23 protein-coding genes are annotated in these 25,141 nt (G+C 71.3%); 14 read left to right on the top strand and 9 right to left on the bottom strand.

Annotation, left to right across the window (positions count from 1 at the left end):
- Positions 1-24 precede the first annotated feature (24 nt).
- Positions 25-765 (bottom strand): histidine phosphotransferase ChpT, encoded by a 741-nt coding sequence (gene chpT, locus Y590_RS06845; RefSeq protein ID WP_060769193.1) that lies wholly within the window; start codon positions 763-765, stop codon positions 25-27.
- 384 nt (positions 766-1,149) lie between these two features.
- Here chpT and Y590_RS06840 point away from each other — a divergent pair, with 384 nt between their 5' ends.
- Positions 1,150-2,070, top strand: coding sequence for a 3'(2'),5'-bisphosphate nucleotidase CysQ family protein (locus tag Y590_RS06840; protein ID WP_060769192.1), 921 nt, complete (start codon positions 1,150-1,152; stop codon positions 2,068-2,070).
- 244 nt (positions 2,071-2,314) lie between these two features.
- Here Y590_RS06840 and Y590_RS06835 read toward each other — a convergent pair whose 3' ends face one another.
- From Y590_RS06835 to Y590_RS06825, 3 genes are all read right to left on the bottom strand, one after another.
- Positions 2,315-3,001 carry a carbonic anhydrase gene (locus tag Y590_RS06835; RefSeq protein ID WP_060769191.1) on the bottom strand — a complete coding sequence of 229 codons (687 nt, stop codon included), beginning with the start codon at positions 2,999-3,001 and terminating at the stop codon, positions 2,315-2,317.
- Positions 3,002-3,226: 225 nt separating this feature from the next.
- Positions 3,227-3,751: an NUDIX hydrolase gene (locus Y590_RS06830; RefSeq protein ID WP_060769190.1), complete on the bottom strand. Its 525-nt coding sequence runs from the start codon at positions 3,749-3,751 to the stop codon at positions 3,227-3,229.
- Positions 3,748-4,539 carry a DUF429 domain-containing protein gene (locus Y590_RS06825; protein ID WP_060769189.1) on the bottom strand — a complete coding sequence of 264 codons (792 nt, stop codon included), beginning with the start codon at positions 4,537-4,539 and terminating at the stop codon, positions 3,748-3,750. The genes Y590_RS06830 and Y590_RS06825 overlap by 4 nt, the downstream gene beginning before the upstream one ends.
- 80 nt (positions 4,540-4,619) lie before the next feature.
- Between Y590_RS06825 and dut the strand changes: the two genes are divergently transcribed.
- The 3 genes from dut to Y590_RS06810 all read left to right on the top strand — a co-directional run bounded on the left by dut (position 4,620) and on the right by Y590_RS06810 (position 6,340).
- Positions 4,620-5,111, top strand: a complete 492-nt coding sequence (dut, locus tag Y590_RS06820) for a dUTP diphosphatase (protein WP_060769188.1) — start codon at positions 4,620-4,622, stop codon at positions 5,109-5,111.
- A 182-nt stretch (positions 5,112-5,293) separates the two neighbouring features.
- A complete protein-coding gene (locus Y590_RS06815; RefSeq protein WP_060769187.1) occupies positions 5,294-5,494 on the top strand; it encodes a hypothetical protein in 201 nt (66 codons plus the stop codon).
- Between the two features lie 222 nt (positions 5,495-5,716).
- Positions 5,717-6,340 (top strand): TetR/AcrR family transcriptional regulator, encoded by a 624-nt coding sequence (locus Y590_RS06810; protein ID WP_060769186.1) that lies wholly within the window; start codon positions 5,717-5,719, stop codon positions 6,338-6,340.
- A 19-nt stretch (positions 6,341-6,359) separates the two neighbouring features.
- Here Y590_RS06810 and Y590_RS06805 read toward each other — a convergent pair whose 3' ends face one another.
- Positions 6,360-6,704, bottom strand: coding sequence for a DUF1330 domain-containing protein (locus tag Y590_RS06805; protein ID WP_060769185.1), 345 nt, complete (start codon positions 6,702-6,704; stop codon positions 6,360-6,362).
- Positions 6,705-6,706: 2 nt separating this feature from the next.
- Positions 6,707-7,405 carry an orotidine-5'-phosphate decarboxylase gene (pyrF, locus tag Y590_RS06800; RefSeq protein WP_060769184.1) on the bottom strand — a complete coding sequence of 233 codons (699 nt, stop codon included), beginning with the start codon at positions 7,403-7,405 and terminating at the stop codon, positions 6,707-6,709.
- A 611-nt stretch (positions 7,406-8,016) separates the two neighbouring features.
- Between pyrF and Y590_RS06795 the strand changes: the two genes are divergently transcribed.
- Positions 8,017-9,447, top strand: coding sequence for an alginate export family protein (locus Y590_RS06795; protein ID WP_286161868.1), 1,431 nt, complete (start codon positions 8,017-8,019; stop codon positions 9,445-9,447).
- Here Y590_RS06795 and Y590_RS06790 read toward each other — a convergent pair.
- Positions 9,420-10,121, bottom strand: a complete 702-nt coding sequence (locus Y590_RS06790; RefSeq protein WP_286161867.1) for a uracil-DNA glycosylase family protein — start codon at positions 10,119-10,121, stop codon at positions 9,420-9,422. The two genes, Y590_RS06795 and Y590_RS06790, sit on opposite strands and share 28 nt — an antisense overlap.
- A gap of 118 nt (positions 10,122-10,239) precedes the next feature.
- On the opposite strand from Y590_RS06790, the gene zwf reads away from it, so the two are divergent.
- The 9 genes from zwf to mqo all read left to right on the top strand — a co-directional run bounded on the left by zwf (position 10,240) and on the right by mqo (position 23,275).
- Positions 10,240-11,715, top strand: coding sequence for a glucose-6-phosphate dehydrogenase (gene zwf, locus Y590_RS06785; protein WP_060769181.1), 1,476 nt, complete (start codon positions 10,240-10,242; stop codon positions 11,713-11,715).
- Positions 11,716-11,910: 195 nt separating this feature from the next.
- Complete coding sequence (locus tag Y590_RS06780) at positions 11,911-13,278, top strand: SWIM zinc finger family protein (RefSeq protein ID WP_060769180.1); 1,368 nt, start codon at positions 11,911-11,913, stop codon at positions 13,276-13,278.
- A complete protein-coding gene (locus Y590_RS06775; RefSeq protein ID WP_060769179.1) occupies positions 13,278-14,861 on the top strand; it encodes a DUF5691 domain-containing protein in 1,584 nt (527 codons plus the stop codon). The genes Y590_RS06780 and Y590_RS06775 overlap by 1 nt, the downstream gene beginning before the upstream one ends.
- Positions 14,858-15,958 carry an ATP-binding protein gene (locus Y590_RS06770; protein WP_060769178.1) on the top strand — a complete coding sequence of 367 codons (1,101 nt, stop codon included), beginning with the start codon at positions 14,858-14,860 and terminating at the stop codon, positions 15,956-15,958. Before Y590_RS06775 ends, Y590_RS06770 begins: the two co-directional genes overlap by 4 nt.
- Positions 15,959-15,966: 8 nt before the next feature.
- On the top strand, positions 15,967-18,276 hold the full coding sequence (locus Y590_RS06765) for a DUF5682 family protein (protein WP_201026776.1): 2,310 nt from the start codon (positions 15,967-15,969) through the stop codon (positions 18,274-18,276).
- The gene (locus tag Y590_RS06760; RefSeq protein ID WP_060769176.1) at positions 18,273-19,439 is read left to right on the top strand and encodes a VWA domain-containing protein; all 1,167 of its coding nucleotides are present in this window, start codon (positions 18,273-18,275) and stop codon (positions 19,437-19,439) included. Before Y590_RS06765 ends, Y590_RS06760 begins: the two co-directional genes overlap by 4 nt.
- Before the next feature lie 204 nt (positions 19,440-19,643).
- Positions 19,644-20,732 (top strand): YcxB family protein, encoded by a 1,089-nt coding sequence (locus Y590_RS06755; protein WP_060769175.1) that lies wholly within the window; start codon positions 19,644-19,646, stop codon positions 20,730-20,732.
- Positions 20,729-21,388, top strand: coding sequence for a hypothetical protein (locus Y590_RS06750; protein ID WP_060769174.1), 660 nt, complete (start codon positions 20,729-20,731; stop codon positions 21,386-21,388). The genes Y590_RS06755 and Y590_RS06750 overlap by 4 nt, the downstream gene beginning before the upstream one ends.
- 180 nt (positions 21,389-21,568) lie before the next feature.
- Positions 21,569-23,275 carry a malate dehydrogenase (quinone) gene (mqo, locus tag Y590_RS06745; RefSeq protein WP_502689508.1) on the top strand — a complete coding sequence of 569 codons (1,707 nt, stop codon included), beginning with the start codon at positions 21,569-21,571 and terminating at the stop codon, positions 23,273-23,275.
- A gap of 144 nt (positions 23,276-23,419) precedes the next feature.
- On the opposite strand, the gene Y590_RS06740 is transcribed toward mqo, so the two are convergent.
- On the bottom strand, positions 23,420-24,550 hold the full coding sequence (locus tag Y590_RS06740; RefSeq protein ID WP_060769173.1) for an AI-2E family transporter: 1,131 nt from the start codon (positions 24,548-24,550) through the stop codon (positions 23,420-23,422).
- 65 nt (positions 24,551-24,615) lie between these two features.
- Positions 24,616-25,068: a molybdenum cofactor biosynthesis protein MoaE gene (locus tag Y590_RS06735; RefSeq protein ID WP_060769172.1), complete on the bottom strand. Its 453-nt coding sequence runs from the start codon at positions 25,066-25,068 to the stop codon at positions 24,616-24,618.
- Between the last annotated feature and the right edge of the window lie 73 nt (positions 25,069-25,141).

Below are 25,141 nucleotides of genomic sequence, written 5' to 3'. Positions count from 1 at the left end.
GGGTTGGTTGCGGCGTCGGCCGCGTCAGGCGAGCTGCGTATCCGGCGGGGCGCTGTCGGAGGGGCGCTCGTCCTCGATGCTGGGGGCGGGGGCGCCGGGCAGCCCGACCGCGGCCTCGGTCGGCGTGGCGGCGACCGTCACCTCGTCGCCCTCGATGGTGAAGCGCACGTCCATCGCCGCCGCGCGGGCGACGAGGCCGGCATAGAACGGCAGGATGCCGTGGGCATCGACGGTGCCGCCCTCGGGCGTGCCGGCGATCAGCCCCTCGACATGGGGCGGGATGCGCGCATGGCTGCCCTTGGCGCGCAGGATGAAGCGCGGAGCATCGCCGCCGCCGGTCACCGCCACGTCGATCAGGCCGCCGCGCGGGATCGCGCTCGAGGCGATCACCACGAGGTTGAGCAGCAGCTTGACCTTGTTCTTCGGAAACAGCGCCTGAGGCGCGCTCCAGGCGATCTGCGTCTTCTCGTCGGCGAACATGGCCTTCGAGACCTTCTCGGCATCGGCCAGATCGATCGAGGCGCCGGCCGAGCCCGCCGCGCCGAAGGCGATACGGGCGAACTGGATCCGGGCCGAGGCAGTGCGCGCGCTCTTGCGGATCAACTCCAGCGCGAATTCGCGCATCGAGGGGTCGTCGTCGTCCTCCAGCACTTCGAGCCCGTTCACGATCGCGCCGATCGGGCTGATCACGTCGTGGCACACGCGCGAGCACAGCAGCGCCGAGAGATCGAGGGCGTCGAGGGTGAGGCTGCTGGTACCGCTCATACTACCGCTCATGGCGCGCTCCGTTCCCGGTTGTCGAAACCGGCTATTCGAAAGTGGTGTCGCGAGGTGTCGTCGATCGCGGAGGTGGCCTGCCCCCTCGGATGCCGCGGACACCGGATAGGGCCAAGCGAATAGTCACCGGCGGCCGCTTTGGAAAGCCGGCGACATCAATCCGTCCGGCTCGCCGGTCGCGCGCGAGGGCGCCACGGCCAATCGTCGATCCCCATTGCGGCGCGCCTTTCCCGGACAAGGCCGCCGCGACGGCACAGGTGTCCCCAATTCGCCGCAACCGGCGCTCATGGGGACCGGGTCACGCAGGCTTGCGCACCGGATTTGCTCAGGCTTCGGATCGACAAGCCCCTTTCCTTCATTGAAGACATTGCGATGACCGCCCCCGCTCCCACCCTGGCCGTCCCGCCGGCATCCCTGACGGCCCCCGTTCCGGCCGCGATGCGGGACGCCATCGCGGAGCAACTGGCCGGAATCGCCTGCGAGGCCGGGCGCATCCTGCGGGGGTATCACGGCAGCGACTGCCCGCACGTCATCAAGCCCGACGGCTCGCCGGCCAGCCTCGCCGACACCCGCTCCGAGGAGCTGATCGTCACGGCCCTGGGACACGCTTTCCCCGGCATCCCGGTGATCGCCGAGGAGACCTCCTGCACCGCGCAGCCCGCCTCGCTGTTCTTCCTCGTCGATCCGCTCGACGGCACCCGCGACTTCCTGGCCGGCAGCGAACAGTACTGCGTCAATATCGGCCTCATTCAGGGAGACCGCCCGGTCGCCGCCGCTTTGGCGGCGCCGGGGCTCGGCCGGGTCTGGGCGGCGGGCACCACCGCCCGCGAGGCGCCGATCCGCGAGGGGCGGCCGGGCACGTTCCGGCCGGTGAGCGTGCGCCCGGCCCCCGCCGACGGTCTCGTCGCCCTCGTCAGCCGCCTGCACGGCGACAGCGACACCGATGCCTGCCTGGAACAGCTGCCGGTCGGCGAGCGGCGGGTCGCTTCCTCGGCGCTCAAGTTCTGCCTGATCGCGGCGGGCGAGGCGGACATCTACGTGCGCTGCGTCCCCACCATGGAGTGGGACACGGCGGCCGGCGACCACGTGCTGACCATGGCCGGCGGGCACGTCGTCGGGCCCGACGGCGCCACGATCACCTACGGCCACCATGCCCGCTTCTACCGCAACGGCCCCTTCGCGGCGCTCGCCTCGGCGGCCTACCGCGACGCGCTCGCCCTGCCGCAGCAGAGCGCCGTGTCCTATTTCGACCGGCGCCGCGCGGGGGCGGTCGAGGCCGCCGGGCAGGAATAGAAGGCGCAAAGCCGGTCGGCAGCGCTCGCCCCGCCGCCCGTCCGCCAATGCCAACCGATTCCCACGAGCCCCCGCGGGTCGGCGTCGCATCCCGACGTCCCGACGAGACGGCCCGCTCCGGAGAGCGGACCGCTTCGTCCAGGCCTGCCTGCACCGGCTCTGCACCCGGCTCCCCGCCGAGCGGACCTCGTGTTGGCATACGAGACCGATGGGGACGGCCGCAGAAGACCTCACACAGGCTGTTTTAAGCCGCGGTGCAGCCGATCAGGGCGGACGCCGCGAGCGTCTGGCCGTCGCGGGAGACCACGGATTCGAACTCGCCGGTCTTCGGATCGCGGATGCGCAGTTCACCCGTCTCGATGCCGAAATGCGCGCCGTGCAGATGCAGCTTGCCCGCCTCGACCGCCTCGCGGATGAAGTCGAAGGTCATCAGGTTCTCGAGGCTCTGCCCGATCATCGTGTATTCGAGGCGGGTGAGGAAGCCGTCCTTGTCCGGGGTGTCGCCGGATGCGGTGAGTTTCTCCTTGGCCGGCTTCACCAGCGAGACCCAGCGGCCGATGAAGTTGCCCGCGGAGAGCGGGTCGGCGCCGAGACCGGCCGCCTTGATGCCGCCGCAGGTGGCGTGGCCGAGCACGACGATGTGCTTCACCTTCAGTGCCTGCACCGCGAACTCGATCGCCGAAGAGGTGCCGTGATAGCCGCCGTCGCGCTCGGCGGGCGGCACGATGTTGGCCACGTTGCGGATCGTGAAGATCTGGCCCGGGCCCGTATCGAAGATCACTTCCGGGGCGACGCGGCTGTCGCAGCAGCCGATCAGAAGCACTTCAGGCTCCTGGCCTTCCTTGCCGAGCGTCTCGTACTTGCGCCGTTCGTTCGGCAGCCGCTCGCCAAGGAAGCTGCGGTAACCGTCGGTCAGAACCTGAGGAAACATGGGCGGTTGTCCTTTCATCCTTGCTGTGTTGGTGACGCGCTTACCAAACGGTCTGACCCGCCGAATCCATCCCCTCCGGCGGATGCGCTTGCGCACATGGCGTGTGGCCGACGGCGCAGGCGAAAGCCGGGGGAGCCGATCCCTGGTGCCGGCCGGGCAAGCGCGCGGCCTCCACGCATCGGCGTGCTCGCCGCACGGGGTGGCCGGCATGCCGTGAAAGGAGGCTCAAGCGTCTCGCCAAGTGAGGCGAACGGGCTGATCCGGAACGTCGCCGGCGGCGATTCGTTGCGCCAGCTCGGCCAGTCCTGCGGGTTCGACGCGCTCGGCCGAGGCGGCGAGTTCATCGAGCGGCCACCACCGGGTGCCGCGCACGGGATTGTCCTCGGTCTCGGCCAGCCGGCTCGTATCGACGCTGTCGCTCGCGAGCCGGACCATGAAGTAGCGCTCGCGGGCATGACGCGACTTGCGGAACAGGTGGAACGGCCCGTCGCAGACGGCGACGCAGGGTCCGAGTTCCACCTCCGCGACGCCGATCTCCTCCGAGAGTTCGCGCCGGCACGCCTCCTCGTGGTTCTCGCCCGGCTCCAGCCCGCCGCCGGGCATGAACCAGAAGCCGCGGGCATCGGGATCGGAAGGATTGATCGGGCGCACCGCTTCGTACTCGATCAGGAGAAGGCGGTTCGAAGGATCGAAGACCAAGGCGCGGGCGATGTCGCGGGTCGGCGGATCCGCGTCGGGGTGATCGGTCACGGGGCTCGACTCCTCATGGCAAGGGGCACCGGTTGCGGCGCGGGAAGGGGCTCAGGAAGAGGCGCGGGCGCCCAGATCACGATCGGCAGGCCATAGCTGTCGCGCTCGATCGCGTTGGGAAGCGGCTCGGCGCGGTCTTCGGCGATGTCGCGGGCGACGACGAGGGCGGCCATGGCGTCGAGATGGTCGTCGGCAGCGACACCCGGAGGCGGCGGCGAACCGACCATCGCCGCGGGCAGCCCGGCGGCGATCAGGAGGGCCCGGCGTGCGGCAAGACCCTCGGCACGGGCCGGGCCCTTCTTGCCGGCCCCGAGACGCCGCTCGCCGTTGAGGCGGAAGAAGGCGACCTCCGGATGCACCTCGTGCAGGCGCGTCACGAGATCGGACCGCGCACGCAGGAGTTCGTCGGCTTCCCGCACGGAGCGCAGGATGTTCCAGCACTGGATCGAGGGCGCGAAGGGCGGCTCCGAATGCGCCCGCGACAGGGCCTTCGCCTCGTCGTAGCTCTCGGCATAGACCGCTGCGCGGGGCGGCACCGGGAAGACGCTGGAACGCCCCGCCCCGAGAAACGCCCGCGCCGCCCGGTCGGCCGAGCGTCCCCCGCTCACCCGGTCGGGCAGGCCGATCGGCACGTCGATGCCGACGCAGACCGGAGCCTCCGGCCCGTCGAGCAGGTCGATCACCCGCGGGAAGCGGGCACAGCGCCAGCGCGCCGGATCGTCGAGATCGAGCAAGGCGCCCGCCCAGGCTCCCCGGCACCCATCCAGCCCCGCCACCCAGCGTGTCATCCGCTCACCCCGATTGCTCCACGCCGCCGCTTCGGAGAAAGGTCTTCCCGCAGTCCCGCGCGGCCGTCGAGAGGAACCCTTTGTCACAATCCGCTTCGAAGGTCGGCCTTCACATCCTCGATCCGCGGCTCACCGGATGGGGCTTTCCCCGCTGGGGCAGCGCTGCGGCCGCGGGGCTCGATCTGCATGCCTGCCTCGACGCCCCCCTGGTGCTGGAGCCGCAGGCGCCGCCCGCGCTGATCCCGGCCGGCTTCTCGCTGCGGATCGGCGAATCCGACTGGTGCGGACTGGTCTTCGCCCGCTCCGGCCTCGGGCACCGGGAGGGCTTGGTGCTCGGCAACGGCACCGGGGTGATCGATGCCGATTACGAGGGCCCGCTCCTGATCTCCGCCTGGAACCGCAACCCACCCGGCAGCGGCGCGGCGATCCGTATCGAGCCGGGGGAGCGCATCGCCCAGCTCGTCTTCACCCGCGTCCTGCGGCCGGATTTCGAGATCTGCGACGGTGCGCCGGAGCCAAACAGGCAGGGGAGCCGGGGGCAGGGCGGTTTCGGCTCGACCGGCCGGCGCTGAAAGCCGGCTCAGTCACCGGAACCCACCCCGCCGACGATCTTCGGTGAATTTCAGTACAAGCTTGGCCATTCGAAGCTCAAGCTATCGATCGGACAAGCTTGCTCGAGAGAAACGGCACCGGAACGATTGAACTCTTTTGTCCGCATCCCGTTGGTTCCCCGCATCCACCTGCGAGACGAACCATGGCCGCCCCCCACGACATCCTCGGTTTCTTCGAGCACCGTAGCGACGGCGCCTGGATCTGTGTGAAACCCTTCACGCTCAACACCCGATCCACCCAGGTCGATATCCGGCGCGGGATGCGGTTCGAGTACGGTCGGCGCGTCGGCGGCCTCGACTTGGCCGAGTATCTCGAACAGCTCGGCTCGCAATTCGGCTCCTGACGGCTCGTCTCAGGATCTGACAGGGTTCCGCCGGTTTCCAGGCTCTGCGGCAGGATCGGCGCGGGTCGACATCCCGCGTGCGGCCGAACCATTTTTTCAGCGTTCTTTCACCGGCTAAGAGCTTGTGTGTGGAACGGCTCGCACAATTCCGCTTTGAGGACCGGATGACCGGACTCGCAAGTGTTCAAAGCAGCCGGAGTCGAAGCTTAGGTACCGACGACGATGCCCGCCGCCACGGCCCAGATTCTTCCTTCGTCCAGCGAAGCCGCACCGACGACGCGTGACCGGATCGTGGAGGCGGCGGCCCGCTCGTTCCAAGACATCGGCTATCAGAAGACCACGGTCGCCGACATCGCCCGCACTCTCAAGATGAGTCCGGCCAACGTCTATCGCTTCTTCGAATCGAAGAAGGCGATCAACGAGGCGGTGGTCGAGCAATTGACCGCCGAGATCGAGGCGATGATCGTCGCGATCGCCGATGCGCCGAAACGCGACGCGCCCGAGCGGCTCGCCCGGATCATCACCGCGCTCCACGACGATTGCCGCCGCCGCTTCGAGGCCCATCCGCGCGTCCACGAAATGGTCGAGGCGGCGATGAGCGAGAGCTGGGGCGTCTGCCAAGCGCATGTCGATCGCATCGGCGCCGTACTGGCGCGGGTGGTGGCCGACGGCGTGCGCGAGGGCGCCTTCACCGTCGCCGACCCGAAGAGCGCGGCGGCCTGCCTGCAGGCCGGGATCACCCGCTACTGCCACCCGATGCTGGTGGGCCGCCAGCCCAACACGATCGATCCGCCGCTGCCGGTGATGATCGCCTTCCTGCTCGGCGCCCTGCGGTCGGGCGGCTGAACCCGCCCGACGCGAGGATCTACTCCGACGCGGTGCCCGGCGTCGGCGAGGGCTCGGAGACGACGGGCTGCGGTCCGTCATACCCTTCGATCACCAGGATGTCGGCCTCGGCGCCGCCCTTCTGCAGGGCGCGGGCGGATTGGTAGAGGTCGGAGTTCCAGCAGGCGAGGGCGTCGTCGTAGCTCGGAAACTCGACGATGACGTTGCGCGCACGCGCCTGCCCCGCCACCGCTTCGAAGGCGCCGCCGCGCACGAGGAAACGCCCGCCGAACCGGGCGAAGGCGGCGCCGTTGGCGACCGCATAGGCCTTGTAGGCCTCCGCGTCGCTCACATCGACCCGCACGATCCAGAAACCCTTGGCCATGTCTAAACGTCCTCCATCTCGGCAACGATTCTCTGAGCGACCGCGCGGGGGTCGTCGGCTCCGGTGATCGGGCGTCCGACCACCACATGGTCGATGCCCGCCGCCCGCGCCTGCCCCGGCGTCATCACCCGCTTCTGGTCGCCGGCCTCCGCGCCCGCCGGGCGGATGCCGGGCGTCACGATCAGCCCCGACGGGCCGATTTTTCCGCGGACCGCCGCGGCTTCCACTGCCGAGCAGACGATCCCGTCGATGCCGATCTCAGCCGCCTGCTCCGCACGGCGCGCCACGAGGTCGGCGACGGAGAGTGCGTAACCGGCTTCCGCCGCGTCCGCGTCATCGTAGGAGGTCAGCACGGTGACGGCGAGAATCTTCAGGCTCAGGCCCCGTCCGCGCACGGCCGCGCGCATGGTCTGCGGATAGGCATGCACCGTCAGGAAGGTCGCGCCCAGGGCGGAGGCCGAGCGCACCCCCTCCTCGACGGTGTTGCCGATGTCGTGGAGCTTGAGATCGAGAAAGGTCTTCTTGCCCTGGCCCGCCAGCCGCGCGGCGAAAGCGAGCCCGCCCGCATAGGCCAGCCGGTAGCCGATCTTGTAGAAGGTCGCCGCGTCGCCGATGCGCGCGACGAGCCGCTCCGCCTGCTCCACGTCGGGCAGGTCGAGGGCGACGATCAGGCGGTCGCGAGGGTCGGCAGGCTCCGGCATCGGGCTCTCGTTCGTGGCACAGGCGGCGGCAGCGATCCTCCCAAGGGGGGCCGCCTGTCAACGCCGGATCGCCCCTCGTGTCTCTCACATAATGCCCGCCGCACCGTCACCGTCCGCGTGCGTACGGTCCGGCGAACGGGCATTTTGCGCGGCACGCGAAGGATCGAGAAGGCCCGCCGCACGGCTTTCGCCGGCCGCTTTCCGGCCGCACCCTTCGCTGCGCGGCGGCGCTCCTCCGCGAGCAGGTGGGCCGGGAGATCGCGGCGGAACCCGTGACGTGTCACGGATTCCGGCCCGTGCGTCGGATTAAAAATCTTTCTCGGACGTAGGGGGTCGACGGAAAAATCTTCTTATCGTTGAAGCTTGGGCTTATGAGGAACTCCTCCCGTCCCTTGGAAAATTGGTACAAGTTTCTGTTTTAACATCAGTGACTTACAAGCATAATTCGAAGCGATCCGACAAGATTTTCAGTGCCGAGGGTTCCTGTGTTTGGTGTTTTCGGGGCTGCCCACGGGCGAGCCCATCCATCGAGCGTCCTCGAGAGGCGGGGCGATGCGATCCGGTCGGGCCGAGGCTCCGCCCCTCGGGGCACAGCATCGCGCCAGCCGGGGATGCGGTCGATCCGTCTCGCGGCCCTTCTGAGCGCCCTCGTTCCGGCGGCGGCCGCCGCCCAGGGGGCGGCTCAGGTCGCGCCCGGCCAGACCCTGCAGCTGAAGCCGTACTTCGCCCTCTACGAGGCGCTCGGCAAACCCGAGAACTGGAAGATCTACGGCAGCTTCCGGCCGCGGGCCGAAGGGCTCGGCGGGCAGTTCCGCCCCGCCCCCGCGCCGGCCACCAACGACCTGTTCTCGATGCAGACCACGTTGTTTGCCGAGTACGACAGCGGCCCGGTCCGGTTCGGCGGCGAGATCTTCGACAGCCGGGCCTATTTTCAGCGCCGGAACTCGAACTCCATCGCCACCACCGAGGTGAACGCGTTCGAACTCGGCCAAGCCTATCTCGGCTTCGACATGGCGGATGTCGCGGGCCTTGGCACCGTGAGCACGCTCACCGTCGGGCGCTTCACGCAGAATGTCGGCTCGCGCCGCCTCATCGCCCGCAACCAGTTCCGCAACACCATCAACGCCTTCACCGGCATCGCCTATGATTGGGAGAACGCGGCCAAGGACCGGCTGCGCCTGTTCTACACCCTGCCGCATTACCGCCTGCCGGATGATCGCGCCGGCCTCCTCAGCAACAGCATCGCGTGGGATCACGAGGGTCTCGACACGCAGCTCTTCGGTGGCATCTTCACCAAGGCGGGCGTGCTCGGCGGCATCCTGGAAGCCTACGGCTTCGGCCTGCTCGAACGCGATTCCGGCTCGCAGCTCGAAGGCATCCAGACCCGGGACCGGCGCCTGTTCACGCCGGGCTTCCGGCTCTACCGCGTGCCCAAGCCGGGGCAGTTCGACCACGAACTCGAAGTGATCGGTCAGCTCGGCGTCGCGCGCAACACCGCCGCCGTCACCGACGTGACCGACGTGCCCGTCTCGGCCTACTTCGTGCACGCGGAGGCCGGCTACACCTTCAAGACCGCCTGGGCGCCCCGGATCTCGCTCCACTACGACCACGCCAGCGGCGACAGCGCCAACCCCAACAGCTACACCCGCTTCGACACACTCTACGGCGCGCGGCGCTTCGATTACGGCCCGACGAGCCTCTACGGCGCCGTGCAGCGGGCGAACCTGATCTCGCCGGGCGTCCGGTTCGAGATCGCGCCGGACCCCGATTGGGACGCCTTCATCGATTACCGCAGCCTCTGGCTCGAAAACCCGACCGACAGCTTCGCCGCCACCGGCGTGCGCGACCGGACCGGCCGCTCCGGCACCTTCGCCGGGCACCAGCTCGAGGGGCGGGTGCGCTACTGGCTGGTGCCGCGCTCGATCGTGCTCGACAGCGGCGTCGCCTACCTCCTCAAGGGCGACGTCCTGCGCAATGCGCCCAACGCGCCGAACACCGGCGACACGATCTACGGCTACATGACGACGACGTTCTTCTTCTGAGCCGAACGCGGGGCCGGCGGTTCACCCGCCATCGCCGCCGCCACCTCGGCGCGCAGCACCGGCAGCAGCTCCGCCTCGAACCACGGATTCGTGCGGAGCCAGCCGTTGTTGCGCCAGGAGGGGTGGGGCAGGGGCAGCACCCGCGGTCGCGCCGAGGCCGCGAGGATCTCGCGCCAGCGGGCGACCGTCTCGGTGAGGCCGCCGGGCCGCGGCCCGAGATGCCAGGCTTGGGCGTACTGGCCGATCACCAGGATCAGATCGAGCTGCGGCAGCCCGGCGAGGAGGTCGGCCCGCCAGGTCGGCGCGCATTCCCGCCGCGGCCGCCGGTCGCCGCCCTTGGCGTCGAGGCCGGGAAAGCAGGCGCCCATCGGCAGGATCGCCACCCGTCTGGGATCGTAGAATTCCGCCTCGTCGAGCCCGAGCCACGCCCGCAGGCGCCGGCCGGACGGGTCGCTGAACGGGATGCCGCTGCGATGCGCCCGGTTGCCCGGTGCCTGGCTCGCGATCAGCAGCCGCGCGGTGGCCGAGCCCTGCACCACGGGCCGCGGCTCATGCGGCAGGGGCGCGCCGTAGAGGGGCGCGTCGCGGCAGATCCGGCAGGCGCGCAGGCGAGCGGCGGTGGCGTCGAAGTGAGCAGGAGCGGCGGACATCGCCCCGGAAATGGGGTGGATCATCCGGCGGCGCGATGCGGCACCGCGCCCAATCCGTTACGTCCGCACAAGCTTGGCACGAATCGCGCCGGCCCTACCTCACTCATGGCGCGCATCTCAGGCGCGCCGATGGAGGCCCCGCTTGGCAGGATCGCGCGCGTCACGGCTGGGGGCGGGCGTCGGCCCGAAATATCCGCAGGTCGTCGTCCTCGTCGGCGCCACCGGCGACCTTGCCCAGCGAAAGCTGCTGCCCGGCCTGTTCCACCTGTTCAGTGCCGGCTTCATCCCAGACCTGCGCATCGTCGGCGTGTCGCTGGACGACATCGGCGTCGAGGCGTTCCGCGAACGTGCGCACAAGGCGATCGACCAGTTCTTCACCCGCCAGGCCGGGGCCGGGGAATGGGCGGCCTTCGCCGAGCGGCTCGACTACGTGCCGCTCTCCGCAGGCGCCGAAGCGCTCGCCGCGGCGGTGGCCCGGGCCGAGGCGAGCTTCGGGCAGGAGAGCCGGCGCCTGCACTACCTCAGCGTGCCGCCGGCCGCGGCGCTCACCGTGGTGCACCTGCTCGCCGAGGCGGATCTGGCCGCGGGCTCGCGCATCGTCATGGAGAAGCCGTTCGGCACCGATCTGGAGAGCGCAGTGGCGCTCAACGATCGGCTGCACGAGGTTTTTTCCGAGGACCAGATCTTCCGCATCGACCACTTCCTCGGCAAGGAGCCGGCGCAGAACATCCTGGCCTTCCGCTTCGCCAACGGTCTGTTCGAGCCGATCTGGAACCGCACCTTCATCGACCACGTGCAGATCGACGTGCCGGAGACGCTGGGGCTCAGCACCCGCGCCGCCTTCTACGAGGCGACCGGCGCCTATCGCGACATGGTGGTGACCCACCTGTTCCAGATCCTCGGCTTCATGGCGATGGAGCCGCCGACCTCGCTGGAACCCGGCCCGATCTCGGAAGAGAAGAACAAGGTGTTCCGCTCGATGCTCCCGCTCGACCCGCGCGAGGTGGTGCGGGGACAATATGCCGGCTACCGCGCCGAGCCCGGCGTCGATCCGCAATCGGACACCGAGACCTTCATCGCCCTCAAGTGCCGCATCGACAACTGGCGCTGGGCCGGGGTGCCGTTCTTCCTGCGCACCGGCAAGCGGATGGCGGAGGGGCAGCGCATCATCTCGATCGCCTTCCGCGAACCGCCCAAAAGCATGTTCCCGGTCAATTCGGGGGTCGGTGCGCAGGGGCCCGACCATCTCACCTTCGATCTGGCCGACGCCTCGAAGATGTCGCTGTCGTTCTACGGCAAGCGGCCGGGGCCGGGGATGCGGCTCGACAAGCTCTCGCTCCAGTTCAACATGAAGGATACCGGCCTCATGGGCGAGGTGCTGGAGGCCTATGAGCGGCTGATCCTCGACGCCATGCGCGGCGACCACACCCTGTTCACCACGGCCGAGGGCATCGAGCGGCTGTGGGAGGTCTCGACGCCGTTGCTCGAGGCGCCGCCGCCGGTGCGGCTCTACGCGCCGGGCTCCTGGGGCCCGAAATCGATCCACCAGCTCGTGGCACCCCAGGCCTGGCGTCTGCCCTTCGAGCGGGAATGGCGCAACACCGATGAGCAGGGCTGAGCGCCCCGCAGGCAACGATTCGTGCCCAGGGTGATAAACTGGAATACTTCTCAGCTTAGTCACAGATCAGCCGTCGTCAAGACGATTGCCGGCTCACCGAAAAGAGGGTTGGCAGGAAAACTTGCTCATCGAGCCGATCTGTCTAATCTGGTTGTCCAACGATTCGACTGACGGACATTCAGCCACGCGAGCCGCATGAGCCTGACGACTGCCCAAATCCTCGATCTCGCCCCCGACGCGTCGAGCCGCAAGGCCGGGCAGGATCAGGGAAAACCGCAGAAATGGGCCGGTCTCGGCCGGGCGGGGACGGTGATCTGGGGCGAGATCAAGGGCAGCGGGGCGAGCCCCTACCGCACGGTCGCGGATCTCGCCGGGCCGTCCTCGAAATGCACCTGCCCGAGCCGCAAGTTCCCCTGCAAGCACGGCCTCGGCCTGATGCTGGTCGATGCGAGCGCTCCGATCGCCGAGGGCGAGCCGCCGGACTGGGCCGCCGCCTGGATGAAGGGGCGCGAGAGCCGCGCCGCCGCGGCCGAGACCCGGGCGAAGGAACCCGCCAAGCCCGTCGACGAGCGGGCACAGGCCAAGCGGCGTCAGGCCCGCGAGGACCGGGTCGCGGCAGCACGCGACGAACTCGACCTCTGGCTGCGCGATCTGATGCGGCGCGGGCTCGCCGCCGCGCGCGCCGAACCCTACGCCTTCTGGGACCGCATGGCCGGGCGCCTCGTGGACGGGCAGGCGCCGGGCCTCGCCCGCCGGGTGCGTGCCCTGCCGGGGCTGATCGCGGCGGCGCCTCAGGCCGGCGCGCCCCGGCCGGAAGCCGCACTCGGGCTCGGCCTCGGCCGGCTCGCCCTGTTGCTCCGGGCCGCCCGCCGCCTCGATGCGCTGTCGCCCGATCAGGCGGCGGGCGTGCGCGCCGCGCTCGGCTACCCCGTCACCGCCGAGGAGATGGCGGCCCGGCCGGACCATGCCGACACCTGGGCGGTGCTGGCCCATGCGGTCGAGGAGGAGGACCGGCTGACCGCCCGCTCGGTCTGGCTCATCGGTCGCGCCAGCGGCGCCCTGGCCCAGGTCATCGATTACGGGACCGTGGGCTCGCCCCTGCCGCCGGCCCCCGCCGCCGGCCAGGATTTTTCCGGCGCGCTCGCCTTCCAGCCCGGCGACCCGCCGTTGCGCGCTGTTTTCCGCGAGGGCCGTGCCGGCCCGGCGGCACAGGCTGTGCTGCCCGGCGCGGCCAGCGTCGCGGCGGCGCGGGACGCCTTCTCCGAGATGCTGTCGCGTGCGCCCTGGCTCGAGCGCTGGCCGGTGCGGCTGGGGAGCGTGCGGCTCGGGCGCCTCGCCACCGGCAGCGCGGCGGCCTTCGCGGCGGGCGACGCCACCGGCAGCCTCGCGCTGCGGGCCGAGCCGCGCCTGCCGAGTCTGCTCGCGGTGGCGGCAGGCCGCCCGGTCGATCTGTTCGGCCTCTACGACGGCTACGGCCTGAGCCCCCTTGCCCTGATCGCGGAGGGCCGCCTCTACGCGATGCCGGCGCAGGATTCGCAGCCCATCCTGCTGCAGGTGGCCTGATGGACGCGACCGAACGTGCCCCGGACGGTTGGGAGCCGACGCTCGCCGCCGCGCTGCTCGGGGCCGAGCGCGCCCCGCCCTCGGCGCCCTCGGCGCTGACCGCCCTCGTCGCCGAGGCCGATCCCGGCGCCGCCCTGCTGGCTCGGCTCGCCGCCGAGGGCGCCCACCACCTCGCCGGTCTGGAACTCGGGCCGGAGGCGCTGGCGCCGCCGGAGGAGCGCGGCCGCTTCGGGCCGGACTGCCCGCCCGCCGCCGCGACGCGGCTCTATGGCCTCCTCACCGAGGGCACTCGCGCGCGCGACCGCGTGGAGGAGTGGTTCGAACTCGCCGCAGCGACGGGCGCGCGCCCGCCCGCTTGGCTGCTCCAGGCCTTGATGCAGCAGCGCGGCACCCTGCCCGCCACGGCGCAGGAGGTCGTGGGCGCCGAACTCGACTGGCTCGCCCGTGCCTGCGGCGAGGCCCCGGCCGAAGGATCGGACGCGGCGGAGGCTTCGGATTGGACCGAGGGCACGGTGGCCGAGCGGCGCGCCGCCTTCACCGCGTTCCGCACCCGCGATCCCGAAGGCGCCCGCGCCGCGCTGGAGCCGGTCTTCCGCAAGGAGAAGGCCGATGCGCGCGAGGCCCTGGTTCACGCCCTGGCGACCGGCCTGTCGGCGGCCGACGAGCCCTTCCTCGAATCTTGCCTCGACGACCGCGCCAGCGGCGTGCGGCTGGCCGCGCAGCACCTGCTGCCAAGCCTTCCCGGCTCGCGCTCTGCCGAGCGCATGGCGGCCCGCGCCCGGGCCGCGCTGAGCGTCGAGAGCAAGCGCAAGCTGCTGGGCGGCACCACGCATAATCTCGTCGTCACCCTGCCGGAGGAGAGCCCGGAACTGGCCCGTGACGGCGTCGAAGCGAACAGCTGGGAGCGGCGCGGCGGCGGTGCCCGGGCCGGCTTGCTGCGAGCAATCCTGGCGCGCGCGCCGCTCCACGCCTTCGCCGAGCATCCGCCGCGGCTCTGGATCGAGCTGGCCCTGCGCAGCGAGTGGGCCGATCCGGTCTTCCACGGCCTGTTCTCGGCGGCCAAGCGCACGCTCGACCCGGCCTGGGCGGAGGCGATGGCCGACCTCACCGCCGAGGCCTACGAGGGCAAGGTCACCGGGGTCCGCCGCACCAACGAGGTTCTCGGAATGTGGGCGGAGGCACTCGACCTCCTGCCCGACGCCGAATGGGAGGCCCGGGTCGCGGCTTTGATCCGCGCCCGCAAGATCGAGGTGGTGCTGGCCGTGCTGGGCCAAGGCCCGGAGCATTTTTCGGAAGCCTTCAGCACCGTGCTTCTCGACTGGCTCGCCTTCGTCACCCGCGGTTCCGACGCCCTGCGGCGCGATCTGGCCAAGCCCTGGGTGATCGCCCGCCTCGGCAACCGGCTCTGGCCAAGCGACGACAGCGCGGCCGCCGCCGCCGCCATCCTGGCACGCCTGCCCGAGGAGGACGGCGACCGCCTGCGCACGCAGCTCACGGGATTGACGGGCGTGCTGGAACTGCGCGCCGCGATCCGGCGCGACTTCCGACCGGAGACCACCACAGGGGGAACGGCTCAAGGATGACATCGACCCACGCCGTCAAGACCGCGCAGCTGCGCCAAGCCGCCGAGGATGCCTTCGCCGAGGAGATCGCCGCCCTGCGCGAATCCGACGACCGGCCGCGCCCGCCGAACTGGCAGATGTCGCCGCAGGCCGTCGTCACCTACCTGCTCGGCGGCAAACTCCCGTCGGGCTTCGAGGTCAGCCCGAAATATATCGGCGACCGACGCCTGATGGAGGTCGCGGTGGCCACGCTCGCCACCGACCGGGCGCTGCTGCTGCTCGGCGTGCCGGGCACCGCCAAGAGCTGGGTCAGCGAGCATCTGGCCGCCGCGATCTGCGGCACATCGCGGCTGATCGTGCAGGGCACCGCCGGCACCAGCGAGGAGGCGATCCGCTACGGCTGGAACTACGCGCTGCTGCTGGCCAAGGGCCCGAGCCGCGAGGCGGTGGTGGCCTCGCCGATCATGCGGGCGATGAACGAGGGTCGCATCGCCCGCGTCGAGGAACTGACCCGCATCCCCTCCGAGACGCAGGACAGCTTCATCACCGTCCTCTCGGAAAAGACCCTGCCGATCCCCGAGCTGAACGAGGAGGTCGCGGCCCAGAAGGGCTTCAACCTCATCGCCACGGCCAACAACCGGGACCGCGGCGTCAACGAGTTGTCGAGCGCCTTGAAGCGCCGCTTCAACACCGTGGTGCTGCCGCCGCCGGCCACGATCGAGGCCGAGATCGCCATCGTCGAGACCCGTGTCGCCGCGCTCGGGCGCGCCTTCGAGATCCCTGCCGAGCCGCCGGGCGCCGAGCAGATCCGCCGCGTCGTCACGATCTTTCGCGAGCTGCGCGAGGGGGTGACGGCGGATGGCAAGAGCAAGGTGAAACAGCCCTCGGGCACGCTCTCGACGGCCGAAGCGATCAGCGTCGTCGGCAGCGGGCTGGCGCTCGCCGCGCATTTCGGCGACGGCCGCCTCTCGGCCCACGACCTCGTCTCGGGGATCAGTGGGGCCGTGGTGAAGGACCCGGTGCAGGACGCCATCGTCTGGCGCGAGTATCTCGAAACCGTGGTGAAGGAGCGCGACGGCTGGAAGGATTTCTACAAGGCCGCCCGCGCGAGCGCGTGACCCGAGCGATGCCCGATATCCGCCTCTTCGGCATCCGCCACCACGGCCCCGGCTCGGCCCGCTCGCTCAAGGCGGCGCTCGACGCGCTCAACCCCGATTGCCTGCTGATCGAGGGGCCGCCGGACGCCGACGCGCTGATCCCGCTCGTCGCGCAGGAGGGCATGGCGCCCCCCGTCGCGCTCCTCGTCTACCGGCCGGACCGGCCGCGCGAATGCGCCTTCTTTCCCTTCGCGGCCTTCTCGCCCGAATGGGTGGCGATGCGCTTCGGCATCGCGGCGGGCGCGACCCTGCGCTTCATCGACCTGCCGCACGCGATCCAGCTCGCCGACGGCTTCGGCGCGCCGGAGGCCGCACCGATCGATGCGGAGCCGGTCTCCGAGGCGGCCGAAACCCCGTCCGGGGACGGGCCGGCACCGGCCGCGATCCGGCGCGATCCGCTCGGCGAACTCGCGGCACTCGCCGGCTACCCGGACGGCGAGCGCTGGTGGGACGCGCTGGTCGAGAGCCGCGCGGGCGCCGACGGCGACGTGTTCGCCGCGATCGGCGAGGCGATGGCGGCCCTGCGCGAGGGCGCCGGGACCGACCCCGACGAGGCCTTCCGCGAGGAGGCGCGCGAGGCGCATATGCGCAGCGCGATCCGGCGGGCGGCCAAGGAGGGGTTCGCGCGCATCGCCGTGGTCTGCGGCGCGTGGCACGTGCCGGCGCTCGCCCGCCACGACGCCAGGGGCCAGGCCGGCGCCGATGCCGCGACCCTGAAGAACCTGCCCAAGACCAAGGTCGCCGCCGCCTGGGCACCCTGGTCCTACGAGCGCCTCGCCTTCGCCTCCGGCTACCGCGCCGGGGTGCTCTCGCCGGAATGGTACGACACCCTGTGGCACCACGAGGGTCGGGTCGCCGCCCGCTGGCTCGCCCGCGCCGCCGCCCTGCTGCGGGAGGCCGATCTCGACGCCTCGCCGGCCTCGGTGATCGAGGCGGCCCGGCTCGCCGAGGCGCTGGCGGGTTTCCGCGGCCGGTCGCGGCCCTCCCTCGACGATCTCGATGAGGCCGCCCAGGCCACGCTCTGCTTTGCCGACCCGGCGCCGATGGGGCTGATCCGGCGCAAGCTCGTCATTGGCGAGCGCCTCGGCGCCACCCCGCCGGACAGCCCCGGCACCCCGGTCGAGGCGGATTTCGAGGCGCAGTGCCGGCGCCTGCGCCTCAAGCCGGGCGCTTCCGCCGGCGAGATCACCCTCGACCTGCGCAAGGAGACGGATCTCGCCCGCAGCCATTTCCTCAACCGGCTGACCCTGATCGGCATCCCCTGGGGGGAGCGGCGCGAGGCGCGCGGGCGCGGCACCTTCAAGGAGGGCTGGTTCCTGGCGTGGCAGCCGGAATGGGTGGTGGAGCTGGTGGCGGCCTCGGCCGAGGGCGGCACCGTCGCCGAGGCCGCCGCCGGCCGGGTGCGGGTCCGCGCGCGGGAGGCGACCCGCGTCGCCGAGCTTTCCGGCCTGATCGGCACCCTGCTCGACGCCGATCTCGCCGGGGCCACGGCGGAGGTGATCCGCGCGCTCACCGACCGCGCCGCGGTCTCGGCCGACGTGTTCGACCTGATGGACGCGCTGCCCCCGCTCGCCGAACTCGCCCGCTACGGCTCGGTGCGCTCCTCCGACACCGAACCCGTGCTCGCCGTGGTGCGGGGCCTCGTGCCCCGCGCCGCCGCCGGGCTCGTCGCCGCCTGCCAGAGCCTCGACGACGACGCGGCGAGCGCCGCCAAGGCGCGCATCGTCGCCGTCTCCGGCGCGGTCGCGCTGATCGAGGAGCCGGCGTTGAAGGCGGTCTGGGGGGAGGCGTTGCAGGCGCTGGCCGATCAGGAGCATGTCCACGGCCGCGTCGTCGGCCGCGCCGTGCGCCTGCTGTTCGACGACCGCGCCATTGCAGCGGATGCGGCCGGCGAGCGCCTGCGCCTTGCCCTGTCGCGGGCCTCGGGTGCGGGACCGGCCGCCGCCTGGATCGAGGGGTTTCTGGAGGATAGCGGCACCGTGCTGATCCATGGGCGCGAATTGCTCGCGGTGGTCGATGAATGGCTCTGCGGCCTCGACGCGGATCTCTTCACCGAGTTGCTGCCGCTGGTGCGCCGCACCTTCGCGACCCTGGCGCCGGCCGAGCGCCGGGCGGTCGGCGAGGCCCTGGCCCGGCCGGGCGGGGCCGCTCCCGGCGAGGCGGAAGGCGCCCAGGGCTTCGACGCGGCGCGGGCGGCCAAGGTGCTGCCGATCCTGCGCCTGCTGCTCGGCCCCGAGCCTGCCGGCACGGTGGACGAAACCACGGGAGACGCCGCATGAGTGCGCGCGAAGCGGAACGCCTGCGCCGCTGGCGCCTCGTGCTCGGCGGCGGGGCGGCCGAGGGCACCGGCTGCACCCTCACCGAGCGCGACGGGCGCCTCGACCGGGCGATGGGCGCCCTCTACGATTCGGACCGCAAGGGGGGTCTCGGCGCCTCCGCGCCCTCCGTGCCGCGCTGGCTCGGCGACATCCGCGACTACTTCCCGGCCTCCGTGGTGCAGGTGATGCAGCGCGACGCCTTCGAGCGGCTCGACCTCAAGCGGATGCTGACCGAGCCGGAGATGCTGGAGGCGGTCCAGCCCGACGTCAGCCTCGTCTCGACCCTGATCTCGATGCGCGGCCTGCTCGGCGGCCGCACCAAGGAGACGGCGCGGCTCGTCGTGCGCAAGGTCGTGGACGCGTTGATGAAGCGGCTGGAGGAGCCGCTGCGGCAGGCCGTGACCGGGGCGATCGACCGCGCCAGCCTCAACCGCCGCCCGCGCCACGCCGAGATCGACTGGAACCGCACCATCCGGGCGAACCTGCGCCACTATCAGGCGGAGTATCGCACCATCATCCCCGAGACCCGCCTCGGCCACGGGCGCAAGAGCCGCGGATCGCTCAAAGACGTGATCCTGTGCATCGACCAGTCGGGCTCGATGGCCAATTCCGTGGTCTACTCATCGATCTTCGGTGCGGTGATGGCCTCGCTGCCGGCCGTCTCGACCCGGCTCGTGGTGTTCGACACCGAGGTGGTCGATCTCTCCGACGCGATGGACGATCCGGTCGAGGTGCTGTTCTCGGTCCAGCTCGGCGGCGGCACCGACATCAACCGGGCGGTCGGCTACTGCGCCTCGCGCATCACCCGGCCGGAGGACACGGTGCTGGTGCTGATCTCCGACCTGTACGAGGGCGGGGTCGAGGCCGGCTTGCTCGCCCAGGCCCAGCGCCTCGTTGCGGCCGGCGTGCAGGTGGTGGCCTTGCTCGCTCTCTCCGACGAGGGCGCGCCGGCCTACGACCGGGGGCTGGCCGCGCGGCTCGCCGCACTCGGCGTGCCCGCCTTCGCCTGCACGCCGGATCTCTTCCCCGACATGATGGCGGCGGCGATCCGCAAGCAGGATCTCGCCGCCTGGGCCGCCGGCGCCGGCATCGCCGCGGTCCCGGCCGCCGCCCGCGACGGCTGAGCGCTCCGGTCTCCTCGAAACCTGAAACCCGGGAGGCTCTTCCTGCCCGTCGTCCCCGCCATCTCCGCCCGCCCGCCCGTCCCGGAGGCGCCGCTGAGCTTCGAGGCCCCGCTCACCTTCGAGCACCGGGTCACGGGCAACCTCTACGCGCAGAGGGGGCCGCTCGCGGCGCAGCGGCGGCGCATCCTCACCCTCGGCCTGCCGGTGCTGTGGTTCCTCGCCCTGCTCGGCGCGGTCTCGGCCTGGGCGACGTCCGGCGGCCGGCGCAGCCTTTCGGCACTCTGGCGCGACCTGCCGGGCTTCGACTGGCTGCCGCTCGCCGCCGGCCTCGGGCTGATCGCGCTGGCCCTGCTCGCGAATCACGCACTCCACCCCTGGTTCGCCCGCCGCCGGGTGCGGGCCCTGATGGGGCCACCGGGCGGCGACGGCCACGATCCGGGTCCGGTCCCCGTGCGCTACCGTCTCGACGGGGCCGGTCTGACCCAGACCGCGCCGGATCTCGTGAGCTTCGTACCCTGGCCGCGCATCGGCGGCCTCGCGGAAGACCGGCACCACCTCTTCTTGACGACGCAGATCGGCGAGGTGCCGATCGTCCTGCCCAAGGCGTCCCTGAGCGCGGAGACCCTCGCGGGCATCCGCCGCTGGGTCGAGGCCTGCGCCGACCGGCCCGCCCCCGCCCCGCCGCCGGCCGAACCGGAGACGGGGCCCGATTCCGTGCGCGCCACGATGCGCCTGACCGCGCAGGAGCGGGTGCCGCTCATCCTGCGCAGCCTGGAGAATCCCTGGGCTCGCCGCGCCCGGCTCACCGGGGCTGCCGCGTGGCTCCTCGGCCTGTCCCTGCTCTATCCCGCCCTGCTCCTGATGCTCTGGGCGATCGATCCCTACCGGGTGCCACTGTCCGATACGCTGCCGCTCTTCGCAGAGATGATCGCCAGCGACTTCTGGAAGCCCGCCGCCTTCACCGCCGTGGTGATCGCAGGGTTCTTCGCGGTCCACGCTTACGCGCGCCGCTGGTTCGCGGGTGATCTCGCCCGTCGGCTCGAAGCCGAGGCGCCGCCCGGCGAGGCCGAGATCGCGATCGGCGAGACCGGCATCGTCACCGCGAAGGACGGGGCGCACGCTCATCTCGGCTGGCCGCTGTTCCGCGGGCGCGCGCAGGCCGGCGACCTGATGATCCTGCCGATGCGCTGGGACGAGGTGCTGCCCGTGCCGCTGCGGATCTTCGAGCCGGAGGCGCGCGCCCGCGCCGAGGCCCTGATCGAACGCCACGTCCCGGAGGCTCGCGCCCGATGACCGATCTTTTTCGCCACGGCCCTGCGGCTCTTCTCCTGTCGTGCCTGCTCGGCATCGCTCCGGCCCGGGCCGAGGAGATGCCGACCACCACCGAGGAACCCGCACCGGAGGCGAGCACCGACGCGGAGAAGGCCCTTCCGGGACCGACGACGCTGCGCCTCGACCAGGGCTTCACGCTCGACCTGCCGCCGGGCTGGGTGCTGGAGGATGCCGATGAGGATCCTGGCGACGCCCGCGGCCGGCGCGTCGTGCGGATCGTGTGCGAGACGCCGGCCTGCGCCCGCACCAAGGAGGCCTGCACCCTGCGCCTGCGAACCGCCCCGGTCGAGGGCGCGGACGACGCGGCCAGGCTTACCGGGCTCTACACCGCACCGCTCTCCCGCTACTTCCGCCTGCGCGCGGTCCTGAAGAGCACGAGCCCGGGCGCCACGATCCGCCGGCCGCTCGGGCCCGAGCGATTCGGCGCCCGCGAGTGGTTTGCGGTCGAGACCGAGGCGGCGCCGCGGTTCAAGTCGGGCCTGTTCGCCGAGACCGTGATCGACGGCCGCTTTCTCGGGGTGATCTGCAAGACCTGCGAGACCGGCGCCGTCCGCCACCGGGCCGCCCGCGCCCTGCTGGGCAGCGTCCGTCGGGTGGAGCGCTCGGCGGCGCGCTGAGGGCTTGCCCACGGGTTCATAAAATGGGCGATGGGCGACCTGGGGTTGGCCTGACAATCGGCTGCAAGTGTTCAAAATTTCAGGGCATGGCAGCCATGTAATCGATGGGTTGTCGCTCGCCCGAGCGTATTGTAGCGGACCTGTCGGGCCAATAAATTTTTGAGCGGCGCGAAAAATAAAATGAATAATGACGATAAACTGCACATCCGCCCCGCCAATGTGCAGCATAATCTGATGCCGATGAACCGGCGTCATGTTCTCGGCGGCGCATTGGCGGGTTTGGCGGCGACGGCTCTGCCGGGTTCGCCCCTGCTCGCCGCGGGCGAGCCCCGCAAGGTCGATGTCCTGCTGATCGGCGGCGGCATCATGAGCGCGACGCTCGGCGTGTGGCTGCGCGAACTCGAGCCCGACTGGTCGCTGGAGATGGTCGAGCGGCTCGACGGCGTGGCGCTGGAAAGCTCCAACGGCTGGAACAACGCCGGCACCGGCCACTCGGCCCTGGCGGAGCTGAACTACACCCCGGAGGATTCCAAGGGGAACGTCCAGATCGACAAGGCCGTCGAGATCAACGAGGCCTTCCAGGTCACGCGCCAGTTCATGGCCTGGCAGGTCCAAAAGGGCGTGCTGAAGAACCCCCGCTCCTTCATCAATTCCACGCCCCACATGAGCTTCGTCTGGGGCGACGACAACATCACCTTCCTGCGCAAGCGCTACGAGGCGCTGAAGGCGAGCCCGCTGTTTGCCGGGATGGAGTTCTCGACCGACCCCGAGCAGCTCAAGAAGTGGGTCCCCGTGATGATGGAGGGGCGCGACCCGAAGCAGAAGGTCGCCGCCACCTGGTCGCCGCTCGGCACCGATTGCGAATGGGGCGAGGTGACCCGCCAGTACATCGCCTCGCTGAAGAACGGCCCGAAGTTCGACCTTCGCCTCTCCACCGAGGTCGAGAGCTTCGAGCGTAACAAGGACGGGACCTGGCGCGTCACGTCGAAGAACCTGAAGGACGGCAGCCGCCACACGGTCGATGCCCGGTTCGTGTTCATCGGCGCGGGCGGCGGCGCCCTGCACCTGCTTCAGGCCTCCGGCATTCCCGAGGCCGACGACTATGGCGGCTTCCCCGTCGGCGGCTCGTTCCTCGTCACCGAGAACCAGGACGTGGCCCTGCGCCACCTCGCCAAGGCCTACGGCAAGGCCTCGGTCGGCTCGCCGCCGATGTCCGTGCCGCATCTCGACACGCGGATGCTCGACGGCAAGCGCGTGATCCTGTTCGGACCGTTCGCGACCTTCTCGACCAAGTTCCTGAAGGAAGGCTCGTATTTCGACCTGCTGACCTCGACCACGACCAGCAATGTCTGGCCGATGGTCCGCGTCGGCGTCGAGCAGTACCCGCTGATCGAGTACCTCGCCGGCCAAGTGATGCTCTCCGACGAGGACCGCCACCAAGCCCTGCGCGAGTACTTCCCCGACGCGAAGACGGACGAGTGGCGCCTCGTCCAGGCCGGGCAGCGCGTGCAGATCATCAAGCGCGACCCGGAGAAGGGCGGCGTGCTCAAGCTCGGCACCGAGGTCGTGAGCGCCAAGGACGGCAGCATCGCCGCCCTGCTCGGCGCCTCGCCGGGCGCCTCCACCGCCGCGCCGATCATGCTGAACGTGCTGGAGAAGGTGTTTGCGCAGAAGGTCGCCAGCCCCGAGTGGCAGGCGAAGATCCGCCAGATCGTGCCGAGCTACGGCACGCGGCTGAACGACGATCCGCAGCGGGTGCAGCAGGCGCTGGCCTATACCAGCGAGCACCTGCAGCTCACCCCGCCGCCGCAGATCGGGGCTCCGGCCCAGCCGACGCCCGCGGCCGAGATGGGGACCGTCAAGCCGGTCCCCGACATGGCGCCGTAACACGGCGCCGTAAGACGACCGGGGCCGGAGCGGACCGCTGTACGGTTTCCTGATGATGACTTCGGGAGCCGTCGGTTCCCCTCTCACCGCAAGCGGGGAGAGGGGGGCTCCGCACCTTGCGCGGCGATCAGCCGGAGCGGACCGTCAGGCCTCCGCTTCGGCCCCGTCCTCGATGTAGAGTTCTTCCAGCAGCACCTTGATCACGGCCACGAGCGGCAGCGCGAGCGCCACGCCCCACAGGCCGAACAGCACGCCGAGCAGGAGCTGGCCGGCGAAGATCGTCGCTGCCGGCAGGTCGAGGGCGCGGCGCTGGATGAACGGGGTGAGCCCGTAGCTCTCCGCCGCCTGCACCGCGAGGTAGACGCCGAGCGCCCCGAGCAATCCGTTCAGCCCCGAAGCGAGGCTGCTCAGCACGATCACCAGACCCGCGATCAACGGCCCGATGGTCGGCACGAAGGCGAGCAGGCCCGCCTGGAGCCCGAGGATCAGCGCGCCGCCGATCCCGAGGAAGCTCAAGCCCGCCCAGGTCAGCAGGAAGATCGCGGCCATGGTCACGAGCTGCCCGAACAGCCAGTGCCGCAGGGTCTCGCCCGACCCGTCGAGGACGCGCGCACCCTTCTCGCGGTGGCGCCGGGGCACGAGCCGCAGGGCGCCGTCGCGGTAGCTCCCCGGGTCGGCGGCGACGGCGACGCCGAGGAAGACGATGACGAGGACGTTGCCCAGCGCGTTGAACAGCGCCAGCACCACGCTCGCCGCCGGCCCGAGCACGCTGCCGGCATCCGACAGGAGCGAGCCGGGGCTCTTGAGGGCGCCCGAGGCGAGGCCGGCGAGGCCACCCTCCTTCTTGTCCTTGCCCTCACCGCCCTGACCGTCGCCTGCGGGCGCGCCCTGCGACAGGTCGATCTCGACGCCGCGCTCCTTCAGCCAGTCGCGCACGGTCTCCGATTGCTGGCGCACCGTGGTGCCGAGGTCGCGCGCCTGGCTCGCCACGGTGGTGCCGCCGAAGGCCGAGAGCCCGAGGGCGAGGGCAGCGAGGACGAGGCAGACGAGCGTGAGGCGCCAGCCGCGCCCGATCGGCAGCAGGTAGCCCAGGCCCCGCGTCAACCCGTCGAGGAAGACGGCGAACAGGATGCCGGAAAAGATCAGCAGCAGCGTCGCCGCCGCGGTCCAGGCGAGCCAGAGGGCGGCGGCAAAGGCCACGACCGCGATGCCCGCGGCCGCGAGGCGCCGCGCGCCCGGCGGGTTGGCCGGCGGGCTGAAAGGGGGAGCCGTCATGGTTCGGGGGATCCGTTCGCGGTTCATGCGGGGCCGCAGGAGACCCCGGGACAATCAAATGGGTATCACGCCCAGGCTTGGGCGGCGGCGGCGTCGGCCTCCGTCGCCGCGACCCAGCCGCCGGTGGTGCCGTCGGCGAGGTGCTCGCGCTTCCAGAACGGGGCGCGGGTCTTGAGGTAGTCCATCAGGAAGTCGGCCGCGGCGAAGGCGGCCTTGCGGTGGGGCGAGGCGCTGACGACGAGGACGATGCCTTCGCCCGGCCGCACCAGCCCGTGGCGGTGGATCACCCGCAGGGCCTGGACCGGCCAGCGGGCACGCGCCTCCTCCACCACGCGGGCGATCTCGGCCTCGGCCATGCCGGGGTAGTGCTCCAGCTCCAGCGCGGCGAGCCGGCCCGCCTCGTCGCGGCACAGGCCGGAGAAGGTCACGACCGCCCCCGCCCGCCCGGCCAGGTCCGCCTCGATCCGGGCGATCTCGGCGGCGGTGTCGAACGGCTCGGACTGGATGCTGACCGTCATGACCCACTCTTCGCGAACGCGTACGCGGCGCCGACAGGCCGACCCCGGCTTTGTCGCGCCGGCCCGTGACCCC

It is taken from the genome of Methylobacterium sp. AMS5, from assembly GCF_001542815.1.
Classification (GTDB): Bacteria; Pseudomonadota; Alphaproteobacteria; order Rhizobiales; family Beijerinckiaceae; genus Methylobacterium.
The sequence above is the reverse complement of the archived record's forward strand: the minus strand, read 5'-3'. Positions and strand labels throughout refer to the sequence as shown.

What these genes read in the sequence shown, in the direction of transcription:
- chpT (WP_060769193.1), bottom strand. Translation starts at nt 765, where the DNA reads ATGAGCGGTACCAGCAGCCTCACCCTCGACGCCCTCGATCTCTCGGCG.
- Y590_RS06840 (WP_060769192.1), top strand. Translation starts at nt 1,150, where the DNA reads ATGACCGCCCCCGCTCCCACCCTGGCCGTCCCGCCGGCATCCCTGACG.
- Y590_RS06835 (WP_060769191.1), bottom strand. Translation starts at nt 3,001, where the DNA reads ATGTTTCCTCAGGTTCTGACCGACGGTTACCGCAGCTTCCTTGGCGAG.
- Y590_RS06825 (WP_060769189.1), bottom strand. Translation starts at nt 4,539, where the DNA reads ATGACACGCTGGGTGGCGGGGCTGGATGGGTGCCGGGGAGCCTGGGCG.
- Y590_RS06815 (WP_060769187.1), top strand. Translation starts at nt 5,294, where the DNA reads ATGGCCGCCCCCCACGACATCCTCGGTTTCTTCGAGCACCGTAGCGAC.
- Y590_RS06810 (WP_060769186.1), top strand. Translation starts at nt 5,717, where the DNA reads ATGCCCGCCGCCACGGCCCAGATTCTTCCTTCGTCCAGCGAAGCCGCA.
- Y590_RS06805 (WP_060769185.1), bottom strand. Translation starts at nt 6,704, where the DNA reads ATGGCCAAGGGTTTCTGGATCGTGCGGGTCGATGTGAGCGACGCGGAG.
- pyrF (WP_060769184.1), bottom strand. Translation starts at nt 7,405, where the DNA reads ATGCCGGAGCCTGCCGACCCTCGCGACCGCCTGATCGTCGCCCTCGAC.
- Y590_RS06795 (WP_286161868.1), top strand. Translation starts at nt 8,017, where the DNA reads ATGCGGTCGATCCGTCTCGCGGCCCTTCTGAGCGCCCTCGTTCCGGCG.
- Y590_RS06790 (WP_286161867.1), bottom strand. Translation starts at nt 10,121, where the DNA reads ATGATCCACCCCATTTCCGGGGCGATGTCCGCCGCTCCTGCTCACTTC.
- Y590_RS06780 (WP_060769180.1), top strand. Translation starts at nt 11,911, where the DNA reads ATGAGCCTGACGACTGCCCAAATCCTCGATCTCGCCCCCGACGCGTCG.
- Y590_RS06775 (WP_060769179.1), top strand. Translation starts at nt 13,278, where the DNA reads ATGGACGCGACCGAACGTGCCCCGGACGGTTGGGAGCCGACGCTCGCC.
- Y590_RS06770 (WP_060769178.1), top strand. Translation starts at nt 14,858, where the DNA reads ATGACATCGACCCACGCCGTCAAGACCGCGCAGCTGCGCCAAGCCGCC.
- Y590_RS06765 (WP_201026776.1), top strand. Translation starts at nt 15,967, where the DNA reads ATGCCCGATATCCGCCTCTTCGGCATCCGCCACCACGGCCCCGGCTCG.
- Y590_RS06760 (WP_060769176.1), top strand. Translation starts at nt 18,273, where the DNA reads ATGAGTGCGCGCGAAGCGGAACGCCTGCGCCGCTGGCGCCTCGTGCTC.
- Y590_RS06750 (WP_060769174.1), top strand. Translation starts at nt 20,729, where the DNA reads ATGACCGATCTTTTTCGCCACGGCCCTGCGGCTCTTCTCCTGTCGTGC.
- mqo (WP_502689508.1), top strand. Translation starts at nt 21,569, where the DNA reads ATGAATAATGACGATAAACTGCACATCCGCCCCGCCAATGTGCAGCAT.
- Y590_RS06740 (WP_060769173.1), bottom strand. Translation starts at nt 24,550, where the DNA reads ATGACGGCTCCCCCTTTCAGCCCGCCGGCCAACCCGCCGGGCGCGCGG.
- Y590_RS06735 (WP_060769172.1), bottom strand. Translation starts at nt 25,068, where the DNA reads ATGACGGTCAGCATCCAGTCCGAGCCGTTCGACACCGCCGCCGAGATC.